Source organism: Exiguobacterium sp. OS-77 (assembly GCF_000414195.2).
GTDB classification, from domain to species: Bacteria; Bacillota; Bacilli; order Exiguobacteriales; family Exiguobacteriaceae; genus Exiguobacterium_A; species Exiguobacterium_A indicum.
Map to the genome: position 1 here is coordinate 655176 of NZ_DF239008.1, position 15991 is coordinate 671166.

At 47.0% G+C, this 15991-nt stretch carries 16 protein-coding genes and 1 other annotated feature; of the genes, 13 read left to right on the plus strand and 3 right to left on the minus strand.

From position 1 onward, the window contains the following. Positions 1-17: 17 nt before the first annotated feature. A complete protein-coding gene (locus EXG77_RS03105; protein WP_035396212.1) occupies positions 18-1169 on the minus strand; it encodes a hypothetical protein in 1152 nt (383 codons plus the stop codon). A 130-nt stretch (positions 1170-1299) separates the two neighbouring features. Here EXG77_RS03105 and EXG77_RS03110 point away from each other — a divergent pair, with 130 nt between their 5' ends. Further along, entirely contained in the window at positions 1300-1956 is a 657-nt protein-coding gene (locus tag EXG77_RS03110; protein ID WP_035396214.1) for a response regulator transcription factor, read from the plus strand. Beyond that, positions 1953-3218, plus strand: coding sequence for a HAMP domain-containing sensor histidine kinase (locus EXG77_RS03115; protein ID WP_035396217.1), 1266 nt, complete (start codon positions 1953-1955; stop codon positions 3216-3218). Before EXG77_RS03110 ends, EXG77_RS03115 begins: the two co-directional genes overlap by 4 nt. 79 nt (positions 3219-3297) lie before the next feature. On the opposite strand, the gene EXG77_RS03120 is transcribed toward EXG77_RS03115, so the two are convergent. Further along, a complete protein-coding gene (locus tag EXG77_RS03120) occupies positions 3298-3801 on the minus strand; it encodes a hypothetical protein (RefSeq protein ID WP_023469278.1) in 504 nt (167 codons plus the stop codon). 136 nt (positions 3802-3937) lie between these two features. Here EXG77_RS03120 and EXG77_RS03125 point away from each other — a divergent pair, with 136 nt between their 5' ends. From EXG77_RS03125 to EXG77_RS16400, 11 genes are all read left to right on the plus strand, one after another. Beyond that, positions 3938-4420: a hypothetical protein gene (locus tag EXG77_RS03125; protein ID WP_035396220.1), complete on the plus strand. Its 483-nt coding sequence runs from the start codon at positions 3938-3940 to the stop codon at positions 4418-4420. A gap of 64 nt (positions 4421-4484) precedes the next feature. Continuing rightward, complete coding sequence (locus tag EXG77_RS03130) at positions 4485-5315, plus strand: GNAT family N-acetyltransferase (protein ID WP_035396223.1); 831 nt, start codon at positions 4485-4487, stop codon at positions 5313-5315. 288 nt (positions 5316-5603) lie between these two features. Further along, positions 5604-5996, plus strand: a complete 393-nt coding sequence (locus tag EXG77_RS03135; protein WP_035396226.1) for a hypothetical protein — start codon at positions 5604-5606, stop codon at positions 5994-5996. A gap of 62 nt (positions 5997-6058) precedes the next feature. Beyond that, positions 6059-6296: a binding site (T-box leader), on the plus strand. Between the two features lie 94 nt (positions 6297-6390). Beyond that, a complete protein-coding gene (locus EXG77_RS03140) occupies positions 6391-7899 on the plus strand; it encodes a peptide ABC transporter substrate-binding protein (protein ID WP_035396228.1) in 1509 nt (502 codons plus the stop codon). Positions 7900-8084: 185 nt separating this feature from the next. After that, on the plus strand, positions 8085-9347 hold the full coding sequence (locus EXG77_RS03145) for a methyl-accepting chemotaxis protein (protein WP_235504907.1): 1263 nt from the start codon (positions 8085-8087) through the stop codon (positions 9345-9347). 215 nt (positions 9348-9562) lie between these two features. Further along, complete coding sequence (locus tag EXG77_RS03150) at positions 9563-11194, plus strand: flagellin (protein ID WP_035396235.1); 1632 nt, start codon at positions 9563-9565, stop codon at positions 11192-11194. Positions 11195-11345: 151 nt separating this feature from the next. Then, positions 11346-11702, plus strand: coding sequence for a flagellar protein FlaG (locus tag EXG77_RS03155; protein WP_035396237.1), 357 nt, complete (start codon positions 11346-11348; stop codon positions 11700-11702). 20 nt (positions 11703-11722) lie between these two features. Further along, on the plus strand, positions 11723-13276 hold the full coding sequence (gene fliD / locus EXG77_RS03160; protein WP_035396239.1) for a flagellar filament capping protein FliD: 1554 nt from the start codon (positions 11723-11725) through the stop codon (positions 13274-13276). A gap of 19 nt (positions 13277-13295) precedes the next feature. Next, positions 13296-13664, plus strand: coding sequence for a flagellar export chaperone FliS (gene fliS / locus EXG77_RS03165; protein ID WP_035396241.1), 369 nt, complete (start codon positions 13296-13298; stop codon positions 13662-13664). Then, complete coding sequence (locus EXG77_RS03170; protein WP_035396244.1) at positions 13661-14014, plus strand: flagellar protein FliT; 354 nt, start codon at positions 13661-13663, stop codon at positions 14012-14014. Before fliS ends, EXG77_RS03170 begins: the two co-directional genes overlap by 4 nt. A gap of 27 nt (positions 14015-14041) precedes the next feature. Further along, positions 14042-14218, plus strand: coding sequence for a hypothetical protein (locus tag EXG77_RS16400; protein ID WP_200904903.1), 177 nt, complete (start codon positions 14042-14044; stop codon positions 14216-14218). 38 nt (positions 14219-14256) lie between these two features. Here EXG77_RS16400 and EXG77_RS03175 read toward each other — a convergent pair whose 3' ends face one another. Next, on the minus strand, positions 14257-15990 hold the full coding sequence (locus EXG77_RS03175; protein ID WP_035396245.1) for a GGDEF domain-containing protein: 1734 nt from the start codon (positions 15988-15990) through the stop codon (positions 14257-14259). Between the last annotated feature and the right edge of the window lies 1 nt (position 15991).

Below are 15991 nucleotides of genomic sequence, written 5' to 3' on the forward strand. Positions count from 1 at the left end.
GAGCTTCGTTTTATATGTTAAATCGCTAAATCGACCGAAGTGTCACTGGCGTTCGGATCCGCATCTGCTCCTTGATCCGGTGCGCCCGGCATGTCACCATCCGGACCATGTCCGTGTCCTGGACCATGACCATCGCGTGCTGGACCTTTTTTGAGGTCAGCGTAGCTTGAGACATCATCTGCGCGGGACTGGATGTGTTCCTTGATCTGTTTCGCTTGTTTTTCTGTCAGCTTGCCATCTTTGACTTGTTGATCAATCGCAGCAGTTTGTGCTGTCAGGACGGCTTTCTCAAAATCGGCGTAAGCAATCTTGTTTGCTTCCGCGAATTCAGGTAAGGGTTGATTCGCTTCCTTGAACTTCGCTTCATCGAGTCCAAGTGCTTTTAGAATCGCTGACGTCGAGTCGCCGAAGACACCACCTGGTCCATGGTCACCACGCTTGCCGTGTTCGCCGCGCTCCGGAAGATCGTCGTAGCTCTTCGCGTCCTTATATTCCTCAGTCAGACGAGACTTGATTTCCGTTGCTTGTTTTTTTGTCATCTTTCCGTCTTTGACGAGTTGACTGAGTTCACTTGTCTGTGCCGCAAGTAATGCTTTTTTGTAGTCGGCGAACTTGATCGACTGTGCCTTCGCATAAGCAGCGAGCGATTGATTCGCTGCGTCGAATTTCGACTGGCTCAGTCCAAGTGCCTTCAGGACGTCGGCGATCAATGATTCATTGAAGAAACCTGGTCCACCGTGGCGACCCATCGGCATCTTGTCTTTGAGTTCATCGTAGCTCTTGACGCCACTGAACCGTTCCGTTTGACGCTTCAGCATGTCGTCTGCTTGCGTTTGCGTTAAGTCGCCTGATTTGACGAGACTTGCCAGTTGTTCTTTCGCTGCTGCGAGTTCCGCCTTCTTGTAATTAGCGAACGAAATCCCTTTTGCTTTCGCGAGATCGGCGATCGATTGTCCTTTCTCGCGGGCAGTGTCTGCCTCAGCTTGTGTCAGGTTTAATTTTTTCAACAGTAACGTCATGTCGTGTTTTTTCATACCTTCGAAGTGGTGCCCGTGTTTCGCTTGTTTTGTCGTGCTCGAGTCGTCGTTCGTCGCAGCATATGCGGATGCGCCTCCGACTGTTAATGCGCTAATTGTCAATGCAGTGATCCATTGTTTTTTGAATGTCATGGGATGATCACTCCTTTCACCTTTTATGGTAGAGGGTCAGGAAAGAGAAGTTGTGAGGAAGTTGCAAAGAAACTGCGAAGAAAGGCAAATGAAGGCAAAAAGGCGCTACACTAAGAGTGGAGGGATGATGATGAACGTACTATTGATTGAAGATGAACAAAAATTAGCGCAGGTGACGGCACGTTTCCTTCGGCACCATGCGTATGACGTAACGATTGCTGGTTCGTTAGCAGAGGCGAAACAGTACCTGACGAGAGCGTTTGATGCCGTCTTGATCGACGTCCGCTTACCAGACGGTGACGGTTGGTCACTCGTGCCAGGCATCAAATCACAAGTTCAACCGCCGGTCGTCTTCATGATGACATCGCGTGGAGAGGCGGATGATCGCGTCTTCGGACTTGAACTCGGTGCTGATGACTATCTCGTCAAACCGGTCGTCCTGAAGGAATTGACGATCCGGCTTGAACGGGCATTAAAAGTCCGTCCGGTCGCTCGCCATGCATTTGGTGACTTAACGATCGATGAAAAGGGACGCCAAGTCAAAACCGGTGAGCGGGCGGTCAGTCTCGCGAAGATGGAGTTCGAACTGTTACTCTATTTCATTGAACATCTCGGGGAGGCACTCAGTCGGGATCAGATTCTTGACGATGTCTGGGGGTATGCATTCGGTGGTGATACCCGGACCGTCGATACACACGTCAAACAATTGCGGGATAAGTTGCCTATCATTAAACGACAATTGAAGACGGTCCACCGGGTCGGCTATCGATTGGAGGCGATCGAATGAAACGACGTTCTTTGATGCGTAAGTTTTTATACGCTGTCGTTGGTCCGTTGCTCGTGATGGGGATCCTCAGTTTCATCTTGACGGCGTTCCTCGTCAATCGGTTCGCAGAAGGTGAACGGTACGATCAACTCGCCCGGGAAGCGAACATCATCAAACAAGCGCTTGAAGCCGACACACCAATTCCGCGTGACATCCAAGGATTTTTGACGACCGATGGATTAACGCAACGGATCGGTGCGCGCGGACCGGCCGGACGGTTACCACTTCTCGACGGTCTTAAGAAGGAAGACGTCATCGAAGTACAAGACGAACGATTGCTGACGTATCAGCTGACCGTTGACGGAACGCGCATCACGACGGTTCGACAAGCACCACTGGCAAGTAGCGCCCTCGACGGTGTCTATATCGCGATTGGACTCGCGTTACTCGTGACGTTGCTGCTCGCATCACTGCTTGCTTACTATATGGGACGGCACCTGACGCGACCGATCGTGACGCTTCGGTCTGTTGCTCAAAAGATTGGTGCCGGCGAGACAGATGTCGTCTTACCGGCGCGACCGAAGGATGAAGTCGGAGAGTTGATTGACGCGGTCGACGAGATGCAGACACAACTGAAACAAAAGGATCATCTGCAAAAGACGTTCATCGCCGGGATCACCCACGACTTGCGGACGCCGCTCGCGATCATTCGAAACGAGACGGAGGCACTTGCGGCAGGTGTCATTCCCGTCACCGAACTGCCCGACGTGACGACGAGCATCATCGAGGAGACGGATCGACTCGGTCATCTGATTGATGAGACATTACTCTATTCGAAGCTTGCTGGTGGACGGATGCCGCTTGAAAAGACGGATGTGGCACTCGATGAACTCGTATCGATTACGGTTGAACGATTAAGGGGAACGTTCACGCAAGCAGGACTTACACTGGCGACAGAGCTGCAACCGGTTAGGCAGTCCCTTGATCCACGGATGTTCGAACGTGTTTTAATCAACTTCTTGATGAATGCCCGTTTTGCTTCACCCGTCGGCGGGACGGTCACGGTTCGCTTAACGCATGACGAATTGACGGTCGAGGATGAAGGAGCGGGAGTCCGAGCAGAAGACCGGGCGACGATTTGGGACGTCTACGTCAAACAAGAAGGCAGTGCCGGTCATGGACTTGGTCTTGCGATCAGTCGGATGATCCTTGATAGTCATCAATTTGATTATGGTGTTCGAGACCGAAGTGGTGGGGGAGCGGTGTTCTACGTTCGGTTTTGATTGGACCAATTCGTTATACAAAAAGAGAGGTCAGTTCTCGGAAAGCTTTCCGGAACTGACCTCTCTTGAATTTCAACGATTATTCGCCTTCGTTCGCATGAACGAGACTTGGTTTAACGAGAGTATAGAACTCATCGCTCATCCCGACACGACTGCCCATCTGGCAAGCGAGTTCGAGTGTTTCTTTATAGAAGTTCGCGACGAGATCGTGGTTCTTGATATGCTCGTCTTGCATCGCTTTTTTGACCCCGAGGACGACTTTATCGATTTGCTCATCGGCATCATTACGGACCGGTACGACGTTTTCCGGAAGATCGACTTCCTTATCGTGTCCGTTGAAGCGGAACGAGGCACCGAATCCGAGGTGTTCGAGGAAGAAGTGTGGTAACAGTTTACTCGCGAAGAACTGATGCCATTCCGTCTCTTTCATCGCTTCCATGTCACGCTTGAACGACGTCGTTGCGAGTGCATAGCGATCGTGTGTATCCTTCATGAACTTCTCGAGGATCGGAACCTGCATTGCAAACGCATTCTTGAGCAAGTTATCGAGCTGTTCTTGCGTTAATTGTTCTTGTTCAGTCATCGCTTTAACCCCATTTCGTTTCGTTATCCCTATCGTAAGAAATTTAGACAATTCCGTCAAATCTTTTTCGAGAATAGAGTTTACCTATTTCACAAAAGGGAATCCATTACTATCAATCATTTTAGGGGGAGTCAGCATGAAACGAATCGCAATGACAGGGGTCTTACTCGGAGCATGTCTGACTCCGGTGACGGGATTTGCCGCAAGTAACGTGACATATAGCAAAGGAGTCGTCGAAAACAAGACATTCGGCTATACCGTCAAGACGACGGACACGTTGAAAAAGGCGATCCAACAAGACAAAGTCGAGCTCGTCAAGAACAAGACAGTCAAATCGAAATACGGTGTCATCACTCGGAGCGGTACGTTCGCGTTGTACTATAAAGTTAAAGGAGCGGATCAACTGCTCGTTAACTTGAACTATGAGCCGAAGAAGCTCTCCAAAAAACAGTTCGACCGTGAAATCGGATATGGTACATATCTCGGGACGAAAGGGAGTAAAACGTACTACTACGTCTTACCGACGGAAGCCGTCAAAGGCGCTGTCGGCAAGAAAGCGATCGAGAACTTGATCGCAAAGGACGTTCCGCAGATGATGAAGACATTCAAACTGCAATGAGCACTAGCTTTTGCTAGTGCTTCTTTTATTCGTTCGGTATAGTTAAAAATGAGGTGAGTGAATTATGGAATGGAACGTCACAGACGTCAAACAGACAACAGATGTGTTACAACTCGAAAAATGTGTCAACGATCATGATGGCATTGAATTAAAAGTCGCAGCCGATTGGGTTGGCGAGAACGATTTCGCAATCTATGATGGCGAGCAATTGATTGGATATTTACAAGCGTTCGCGTACTTACCGACGGAATGGGAACTAAACGTCTTCGTTGATCCGGATTACCGGAAACAAGGAATCTTCACGGCACTCGTTGAAGCGGCACGAGCGCGGGCAACGGAAGCAGGCGTTGAAGCCTTCACGTTCGTTATTGACGATGCAAGTGAGTCAGGTCAAGCCGTCCTTGAAGGGTTAGGTGCTGAGTACCGGATGACCGAGTACAATATGATTTTGAAGAAGGCGCAGTTGTTCTTAAAAGCCGATCCGGATTTCGAATTACGCGAAGCGACAGCAGACGACCGTCCGTTCATCGTCGAGACGCTTGGTAAATCGTTCGGGAACACGGATGAAGAAGCAGAGTCGATCTATCAAGCAATCGAATCTGATGACCGCATCACGTTCATCGGTGTCGCAAGCGGCAAACCGGTCGGCGTCATCCGTGCCTACCTTGCTTCCGATACGCAAGCGAGCATCCATGCGTTCGCGGTTCGTCCAGAAGCACAAGGCAACGGCTATGGTAAAAAGATGCTGAAGTTGATGGTCCAAGCGTTGTTCCGGACAGGTCGGACGCAACTTGAACTCGATGTCGAGACGGATAATGATCGTGCACTCGATCTTTACAAAGAGGCAGGATTCGTTGTCCATCGTGGTTATCAGTTCCATGTGTTGGCGGTTTAAAATAATGAGCGATTGACGGATCTTCCAGTGCATGCTGGATGCTCAAGGCGCTCCACTCCTACAGGAAAAAGCGCAGTTGCGCTGTCAGAGACAAACAAGCCGCGGCTCTTCGCTTGAAGCGAAAGAGTCGCGGCTTGTGTCTCACCTGAGGAAAGGGAGCAAAACTTGAGTACATTCGTCGATTGCTTTTTTTATGGTTATTATTACAGAAACTAAACAAAAAACCTTGGAACCTTTTCTGTAATCCGTCGTATACTAGACATATGGAAAAAAAGAGGAGGCGACGTCATGGAGAGTCGACAGGATTCATTGCGGACGTTGAAGTGGGTATCAGGTGGAATGGAAGCGGTGCTTGGGATTCCGCTCTTAGGTGGTTCAATCGTCATTTTCTCCGGTTACAATGCCCTGTGGTTAATGCTCGCGTTTCATATCGTCGTCGTCGTATTGACGGCACGTGCCGGGAATGTCTCAAAAGGGAACATCGTCGGGATCGTCGCATCAACGGTCGGGGTCATTCCGGTCGTCGGGATGTTCTTACACATGGCAGCAGCGATTACGATCTTACTTGACGCAGCACTCAGTAACCGAATCGTTACGCGAACACATGTCAAACACGTCGAACCGATTCGACCACGTCCGGTCCGTCGCGAGCAAGAAAAACAAGAAGACCATCCGTTCTGAGTTTTTTTCGTTGACAGCGAAAAACAAGCCGTGTAAAGTAAACAACAAGTTAAGCCATATTAATTACATCGACGACGCGGAGTAAGTATCGTCAACACTGCCGACCAAGCGAGTCAGGAATGGTGAGAGCCTGACACGGTAAGCTGAACGAGAATGGACCGCTGAGAGCCTGTTGAACCTTCGAGTAGACAGGACGGTTGCCCCCGTTACCGGGCTAGCTGGTTGTTGGACCAGCGACAAGTGGAGACGATTCTTCGTTTCAATCAGAGGTGGCACCGCGCGGATACAGGCGTCCTCTATGCATTAGCTAATAGCTATGCGTAGAGGGCGTCTTTTTTGTACGTCACATGCCGAATCATCCAACGCTCATCATATTTCTCAGGAGGCACTACACATGAAAAAAACATTGATCGCAGCGGCGAGCACGGCAGTCCTACTCGCAGGATGTGCAACGACAGAACCAGCAGAAGAGAAAAAAGCAGATAAGAAGGTCTTGCATACGATGGAGAGCTATGATCTCCTGTCGGTTGATCCGGCAGATGCTATCACGTCAAACATTTTTAACCAAATCTACGAAGGACTCTATCGCTTTGACGCGAACAACGAACTCGTTCCGGCAGCAGCGAAATCACATAGTGTGTCTGAAGACGGAAAAGTCTATACGTTCAAGCTTGACCCAAATGCCAAATGGTCGGATGGAAAACCCGTCACAGCAGAGAACTTCCGTTATGCGTTCGAGCGTGTCGTCAAAACGAACTCACCGTTCGCGTATTTGCTTGAGCCGGTTGAAAAAACGACAGCCGTCGACGACGAGACACTCCGGATCGAACTGAAACGTCCGACACCGTACTTCCTCAGCATGACGACGTTCGGCACCTATATGCCAGTCCGGGAAGATATCGTCAAAGCAGAAGGTGACCAGTTTGGAACGGATCCAAAGACAAACGTCTACAACGGACCGTTCACGTTCAAGAAATATCATGCGGAACAAGGCTATACGCTCGCGAAGAATGCTGAGTACGCAGACCGGAAGAACGTCAAGATCGACGAAGTTGACGTCAAAATCATCAAGGATCCGATGCTTGCGATCAACTTGTTCGAGTCAGGTGAGCTCGATGTCGCGCCACTCAATTCGGAGAACGTCGTCACGTACAAAGGTAAAAAAGAGTACAACACGTTCAGCGATTCGCGGATGTTCTTCATTCGGATGAACGAAAAGACGGATGCGTTAAAAGACAAACAGACACGTCAAGCAATCGACGCGGCGTACGATAAAAAGGCGTTGACGGAGACGTTACTCGGAAACGGATCACTGCCGGCGGATTACATCGTGCCGCAAGAACTCGATCCGAAGTATGACAATGCGCGCCAAATTGAATCGTCGTATGATGCAGCAGCTGCGAACAAGGTACTCGCCAAACAAAACCTTGAATTGACGATGTTGATTGAAGACGATGATGTCTCAAAAAAAATCGGCGAGTATATTCAAGGGGCGTTGAAGAAACAGAACGTCGACGTTAAACTGTTGTCACTGCCGAAGAAAGAACGTCTGGCTCGTGAAGGACGAGGGGATTATGATCTGTCACTCGCAAGCTGGGCACCGGATTATCAGGACGCGACGACCTACTTGAATTTGTTCACGACAGGGAATCCATTCAACATGATGGACTACTCGAATAAACAGTATGATCGTCTCTTGAAACAAGCTGAAAGTGAACTCGATCAAGACAAACGCCTCGCGTTACTCAGTAAAGCCGAAAGCGTATTACTCGACGATCAAGCAATCTCACCGGTCTACCAACGAAAGAATGCCTTCTTACAAAATACAGAAGTGAAGAATCTCGCGCGACACAATGTCGGAACGGATATTTCCTATAAATACGTCGAAATCACCCGTAACTGACACCCGTATCCTCTTTTCCTGATGACACATGGAAAAGAGGATTTTTTGTATGGGAGGGATTTGGTAATTTTATTCTGAAATCAGGTCAATTCACTAAAACCGCTTTCATCATTAGCCGATAGAGAGAACGGTGAAAAGAAGAACCAAGAAGGGAAGTCGCAGTTATGAAAAGATTTCGAAGAAACTTGAAGTTACGATTGTTCTTTTGGGTATTGGTGATCTCAGCCGTCACAAGTGGTATCTCAGCACAACTCGTCTTATATCTACACCGTGGGCTTGATGTCGCGGATACGAATGCAATCTGGGTTGGGGCGGGTATCGGTCTTCTCCTCTCCTTGATCGGAACGACGTTGACACAACTCATTCTCCGTCAGCCGATCAAAGCGATCGAAAAGGCGACTGAGACAGCACGCGAAGTCGCAAACGGCAACTTCGACGTTGATTTTGAAGAAGCAAAACGTGGAGATGAAGTCGATCAGCTCATGCATGAGCTCGAAGTAATGGTTTTACATATCCGCAAACAAGCAACGCAAATGGGGAGCTCAAGCGATAAATTGACAGCTTCGGCGCAAGAAATCGCAGCCGCTGTTCAAGAAGGGAACGCGTCTGGCGAAAGCATTCGTTCAGCGATGGCAGAACTATCCGCAAAAATGAACGAAAACGTTGATCAAGCCTATCTATCAATGGACGCACTGGGTGCGGTCAAGCGGACGATGGATGAAGTCGCAGCTGAGATGAACGAAGCGTTGAAATCAGCGACAGTCATGCAGACGGAAGCGCAGAACGGGAAAACGCTCGCGACGGATTCGGTCGAAGCGATGCATATGATTTCGAAGAAGATGGAGCAGTCAGCGACGCTCAACGGTCGATTGACGGACATGACAGGAGAAATCTCACGCATCACGGACGTGATCAGTGATATTTCTGCTCAGACGAACTTACTCAGTTTGAATGCTTCGATCGAAGCGGCACGTGCAGGCGAAGCCGGGCGTGGCTTTGCTGTCGTTGCAGCAGAAGTTAAGAAGCTCGCAGAACAAACTGCAACATCAGCAAAAGAGATCACGGATTTGATTTCAGGTGTCAAACGTCTCGTCAATGATACGGCGAACGCAATGACGGATGTCCAAAATGAAGTGGCTACAGGTGTTGGTCTTGTCGAACAAGCCGGTTCGTCATTTGAAGAGATCCATCATTCGACGGAGCATGTCTACTCACGCGTGAAATCGGTCGACCAACTCGTCGTCAAATCGGATCAAGAGATTGATCAAGTCGGTCTGACGACAGCGAACATCCTCGCGATGGTCGAAGAGGCATCCAAACACGCGGAGCAAGTCTTACAAGCGTCAAGCCATCAGGCCGCTTCACTCGGTGAAGTCAACGGGGCGATGGAAGAACTGGTTGCAGTAGCGGAGCAATTACAGGAAGAGACAGGAGCAACGCGTCTTTAAGTAATGAGAAATCGTACATCCTAAAACAGGATGTATGATTTTTTTTGGATTTTTTTGAAAAAAGCATTAAACATTTCGAAGGGACGACGATATATAGGGTGGAAGCAGTCATCGACTAATTCTACCGTGTCACCCTTGGGCCGGCCAGGGGGCACATCTCGGAGAAGACGGATCTTCGAAGAGACAAAAAATTAATCCTATGGAGGGAAATTACAATGATTATCAATCACAACATTACAGCGCTCAACACGCACAGTAAGTTATCTTCTGCTTCTGCTGCACAAAGCAAATCAATGGAAAAATTAGCTTCAGGTCTTCGTATCAACCGTGCGGGCGACGATGCAGCTGGTCTTGCAATCTCTGAAAAAATGCGTGCTCAGGTTCGTGGACTTGACCAAGCTTCGCGTAACGCACAAGATGGGATTTCATTGATTCAAACAGCTGAGGGTGCATTGAACGAGACACACGATATTCTTCAACGTGTTCGTGAACTCGCAGACCAATCAGCAAACGGTACAATTACGAACGATGATCGTAAAGCAATCCAAGATGAAGTCAAGCAATTAAAAGAAGAAGTAGATCGTATCGGTAACACGACTGAGTTCAACACACAAAAATTGTTGAATGGCGCTTTGAAATCAGCTGGTGCTACTGTAGGCAGTGATAGCACAATCGGATCGAACGTGTTAAATCAAACAGCTGCTAAATTAACTGGAGTTACGGACTTCTCTGCTGTAGATGCATCAGGAGTAACTTTAACAACAAAAGATAAAATCAAAGTCGATAATGTTGATATTGAAGTTGATTGGGATAAAGGTCTTACTGATGCTGAAAAGACACTGTTCAAAGCTGATTACTCAGGAACAGCAATGACTGATTCTCAAAAATCAGACATTAAAAATGCTATTGGTCGTGTATTAAATGATGCGATCTCATCACACAATGCTGCAAATGGAACGAGTGTAGCTCCTGTTAAAGTATATGAAGCAGGCGGAAAATTAGTTTTAGAAAGTGGTTCAAATGGACAAACTTCTAAATTAGATCGATCAGGTGCTGCAGTACTATCTACATTTGTTGATCCAGTAGCAACAACTAATTCTGGACAAGACCAATTAGCAAAAGCAGTAACAGCTGAAAAGCTCTCATTTGAAGTTGGTGGTGTTAAACTACAAACTGCAGCATTAACAGCGGCAGCTGCTAACAGTGATGCAACAACTGTAGCAACAGATATTCAAACAAAAATGCGTGCAGCAATCGACACATACAATACAGGTGCTGGATTATCAAAAGGACAAGAAGGGTTCATTGATAAAGATGCAGTATTCGTAGAAGCAAAAGGTGGTCACTTCACGGTTTCTTCTTCAAACGGACCTGTATCATTTAATGAGTCTGAAGGATCTTCACTTGTTAAAGATCTTGGATTGACTCAAGCTCAAACAGAAGCATCAGGAAATGGTGGAATGACATTCCAAATCGGTGCTAACAAAGGTCAAACAATTACATTCGGAGTAAACGACATGCGTTCATCAGCTCTTGGTATTGCTAACGTAGACGTTTCTTCACAATCAGGAGCTTCACAATCACTTACTGCTCTTGATAAAGCAATCAAAACGGTTTCTTCTGAACGCGGAAAACTTGGTGCTGTTCAAAACCGTCTTGAGCACACAATCAATAACTTGAAAACATCTTCTGAAAACATTACAGCGGCTGAATCACGTATTCGTGACGTTGATATGGCGAAAGAAATGATGAACCAAACAAAGAACTCGATTCTTGCACAGGCTGCTCAAGCAATGTTAGCTCAAGCTAACCAACAGCCACAAGGTGTTCTTCAATTACTCCGTTAATCGGATTTATAGATTACTTAAAGTCATGGGCTCGTTCCATGGCTTTTTTTATTGGTTTAATTGAATGATAGGTTTTATAAATCAAATAGTATTAAGAATTAAGCTAATAGACCGATACATTACATAGAGAATAAATAAGGAGTGACAGACAATGAATTCCATCAATACGGAAATCCGGCTTCACCTGCCTTCGAACGTTTTACCATATGAAGCGACGAAAAATGTCTTCGTCGAAGCAAACCAAGCAGAGTTGGAGGAAGATGGCGTCATTGTCTTGCCGACTCCTCAACACGTCCAAAAACTCGAAGTGGCGATTGAACAAGCGAATGTGAAACTTGAATTGCAACGGACAGGATTGAAGTTCGTCAAACATGAAAAATTAAACGAGTATTATATTCAGGTTGTTGATACGAACGATAATGTCGTACAAGAGATTCCAAGTAAAAAGGAACTTGATTTCTTTGCGGCATTTCTTGAATTCAACCAATTGATTGATAAACGGATTTAATAAGAGAAGGGACTGATTCGATGGCAGGAATCCGACTCAGCGGACTAGCGAGCGGCATCGACACCGAAACAATGATCAAACAATTAATGCAGGCGGAGCGCGCTCCCGTCGATCGCTTATCGCAAAAGAAACAGACGATGACGTGGCAACGCGATGCGTATCGTGAAATGAATCGAGCGTTGCTTGATTTACGTTCTGCTGCGAGTGACATGTTATTTTCTAAAAACTACTCAGCTAAAACGGTGTCTAGTTCTTCGTCTGCTATCCTAGTAACAGCAAGTACAAGTGCGACAGAGGGTAGTTTGACGATTGATAAGGTAAAACAATTAGCAACGGCATCGGCAGTCACATTAAAGACTGATAACGGAAAATCAAGTGACACAGTATTAAAAGATACAGCCTGGTTTGATTCATCAAGTGGAAAAGTTAAAGTACAGATTAATACATTTGACGCGGCAGGAACATCTGTCTCGGAAACGCTAGAACTGGATGCTACGCAAAAAATTTCTGATTTGACAGCTGCAATCAATGCAAAGACTAGTTTAGGAATGAATGCTGTTTATAATGAACTGACAGGTAAACTAGTCCTAACCAAAACAAGTAGTGGTGACTTGGGTTCAGGAGACGACATCGTCATTCGTGACGCCACAATTAGTACTGATGTTGCGAAAACTTCGACTGCCGGAGTAGAAGGTAAAAATGCAATTTACGTTATTGGTGGACAAGAACTCGAACAAAAGTCAAATACCTTTACGCAAAACGGATTAACAATTACTTTGAACAGTGCGACAGACACTTCAACGACAATCAATACTAAACTTGACACACAGGCGAACTTTGATTCGATTAAGAAGTTCGTCGATAAGTATAATGACATGATCGATAAGATGAATAAGAAAGTTCGAGAAGAGAAGTATCGAGATTATCAACCGTTGACTGACGCCCAGCGAAAAGAACTAAGCGAAGACGAAGTCAAGAAGTGGGAAGAAAAAGCGATGAGTGGTGTCTTGAAAAATGATCCTTACTTGCGTGATGGCATGAATGACTTCCGCAGTACGTTGTCAGCGAAGATTGATACCGGCTACACGATTCCTTCTTCTTCAGGTCCTGTCGTGCTAAGTTCACTGTCACAAATCGGGATTACGTCGACGAGTGATTTCCGTGATGGTGGGAAAATCAAACTCGACGAAACAAAATTAAAAGAGATGCTCGAAAAACATCCGGATGGTGTCTATCGTCTCTTTACGGCAGATGCACCCGCTAAAATCAAGCAAGCTGATGGAACGGAAATCGATAACCCGAATGGATTAAGTGGGTTCGTTCGCCAAATTCAAACTTTTACGACGAATTTGCGTGATAAAATTTCGAACGTCGCTGGGCGTGATGGATCTGTCGCGACAACGTACCGACTTGGTAAGTCGCTTGCAGATATCGATAAAAGCATGCTGTCTTGGGAAGATAAGCTCAAACGTAAAGAAGACAGCTACTATCGTCGATTCGCAGCGATGGAACAAGCGATGAACCAAGCGAACAGTCAGTCGGCTACACTTGCAGGCTATCTCGGTCAAGGATAATAATGAAGGAGGCAACGTAATGAATCCTTATGCTACGTATCAGACAAATTCAGTCACAACAGCATTACCACAAGATTTGACGCTCATGCTGTATGAAGGATTGATCAAATTTGCGATGCTCGCGAAACGATCGATTGAACAAGGATTGATCGAACAAAAGAATACAAACATCCAAAAAGCACAAGCAATCATCAGTGAACTGCAACTGACACTCAATCAGTCGATTGCATTATCAAAAGACTTGAATGCATTGTATGATTACATGCAAGTGCGGTTGATGGATGCGAACATCAAGAATGATGTCGTCGCGATCGAGGAAGTGATCGGCTTTGCGGAAGAGTTCCGTGAGACGTGGAAAGAAGCGATGAAGCTCGCGAAGCAACGATGAGTCCGCTTGATCCGCTTCGCCTCAAGACGAAACGGTTGATGGAATTACTTGATCAGACGCCGAGCGAAGAGACGTATGATGATTGGATTGAAAAAATTCAGCATCTGCTGAATGAACGGGAAGCGTTCATTGCGGCACATTCCAATTTACTAGCCGGTGCAAATCAAGCGGTCATTCAGGAGTTGGTAGCAGATAGCCGACAAATCGACTTGAAATTATCAGCGGAAACGGCTAAATTAGGGGTACAAATTAGTCAGTTGCGTCAAACGCAGTCGAGCCGGAAGTCATATGTCGACCCGTACGAGGATGTCGACAATAGCTTTTCGCCGTATTTTGATTCGCGTCAGTAATGTTTTTGCGTGAGGGAGGAATCTTTCGTGAAGAAACAAGAGCAGAGTAAACGCCGTGTCCCACAAACCTATTTTCAATCGGACGGTTCGTATGATCAGTTCATCGAACCGGATGTCGAGACGGAATCGTGGGAAGCGCTCGAACGTCCAATCTCGGAACAACCGGATGCGTATGAGGAAGAAAAGTATCGCCGTGAATCATGACACGATAAAAAGAACGGAGTCTGCGGATTCCGTTCTTTTTATTTGAAGCGATAGGCATTTTTGTCTGCTTGTTTAACGGTGTACATCGCTTCGTCAGCACGAATCAGTAGAAGACTCGTCGTCGTTCCATCTTCCGGGTAACGTGAGATCCCGATTGAAGGCGTGACGTGCATCGTCTGCGCTTGATAAAGGAATACCTCATTCAGATGCTTGAGAATACTTTCTGCGTAATGGATCGTGCCCGCTCGATTCCGATGCAAGAAGACGATGAATTCGTCACCGCCAAGCCGTGCTGCCATCTCCGCTTCCTGTAGGTCCGCTTCTAGCCGTCTTGCCGTCTCTTGTAGAACGAAGTCCCCCGCGTCATGACCGAACTGATCATTGATGTCTTTAAAGCCATCTAAGTCGATGAACAGTAACGATCCTTCTTGCCAATGTGGTAATTCATTTGATAGAACTTCCTCGAAGTAACGACGATTCGGTAATCCAGTGAGCGCGTCCTGGTATCCGAGCGAACGTAGCATCCGTTCTTCCGTCAAAGCATGTGTTCGGTCCGCTAAGATGATGTAGAAGTCATGCTCGCGCGGAATCGAAATGACGGTCACTTCGAAAGCGCGCCCGTCGTCGAGCTGCATCAATTGATGTTCAATCGGTTTTCCTTGCCAACTGATTGGTACGATCTGTTCCATTAGTTGATCTGGAAGTTGTCCGGCAGGAAAGTTGTGTTCTGCGATCGGATTCATCGCTTTTTCATGGCCATTGGCGTCCATCCGAACGATCGGATACGGATGATTCAAAAATAGCCGTCGATACTCTTCCTTTCGCAGTTCGAGGCGCTCCGTTTTTTCACTGACGCGTTGCAATAACTCATTTTCCGAGAGGCCTAACTCACGCAAGAGTCGTGTGTTTTGACGTTCGGAGAAAAATTGGCGTACGAAAAAGAGCGAGAAGAGACCAATGAGACTACTCCAGTAGATTGTATTTGGGATCGGTACGTACGAGATTCCACCGACGACGATTAATAGACTCAGATACGGAAGATAAGAGATCGTCCATCGTTCAGAGGCTTCCGGCGAGTGCGTTTTTCGATAATACCGCAAGAGACCGTATAAGCTGACCGGATACAACGGGAAGAACCAACTGGCGATGTCGAACTGATTCCGGATGAAGAACGTATAGTAACCGAAAATCGCAAAGATGAACACCAGCATCGATCGAATCAGTAACCGATGCGATTTATTGTGTAAGCCGGTCGTATAAAGTAAGAAGAAAAAGAACAGTTGTGCAATGAAGCTAAGTGCAAAACCGCTCATCCCAACGAGTTCGATTGAAGAACGAGCAATATCCGGTATATACCGCAAGATAATTGTATAACCGAAGACGAATGTCATACCGAAGAGTAAAATCCCGTCGACGTAAAGAAGTGGCAAACGCCGGACTGTCGTCCAATTGATTTGTTTCGCGAATGTTCGCGCCGTCAGGATAAAAAAACCGGTGATCGTCAAGTTGACGACGGTATCGAGCTCCGGTGGATGCCAGGCAACTGGTAAGAAGCTAAAGGCAAAGTTCAAGATGATGCCGATCGTGAACCATTCGAGTGCTCGCCGGATGATTGGTAACGTGCCGGACGAACGAGCTACCCATGAGCAATAGAGAAGTCCGGCAATCGTACTGAAGACAGAAAAAATCGGACCAGCATGAAACCAGCTTGATCCGAGAATGGCAATGTACGTAATGATGACATACCACTGGACGCGAGACATGTGTCGCATG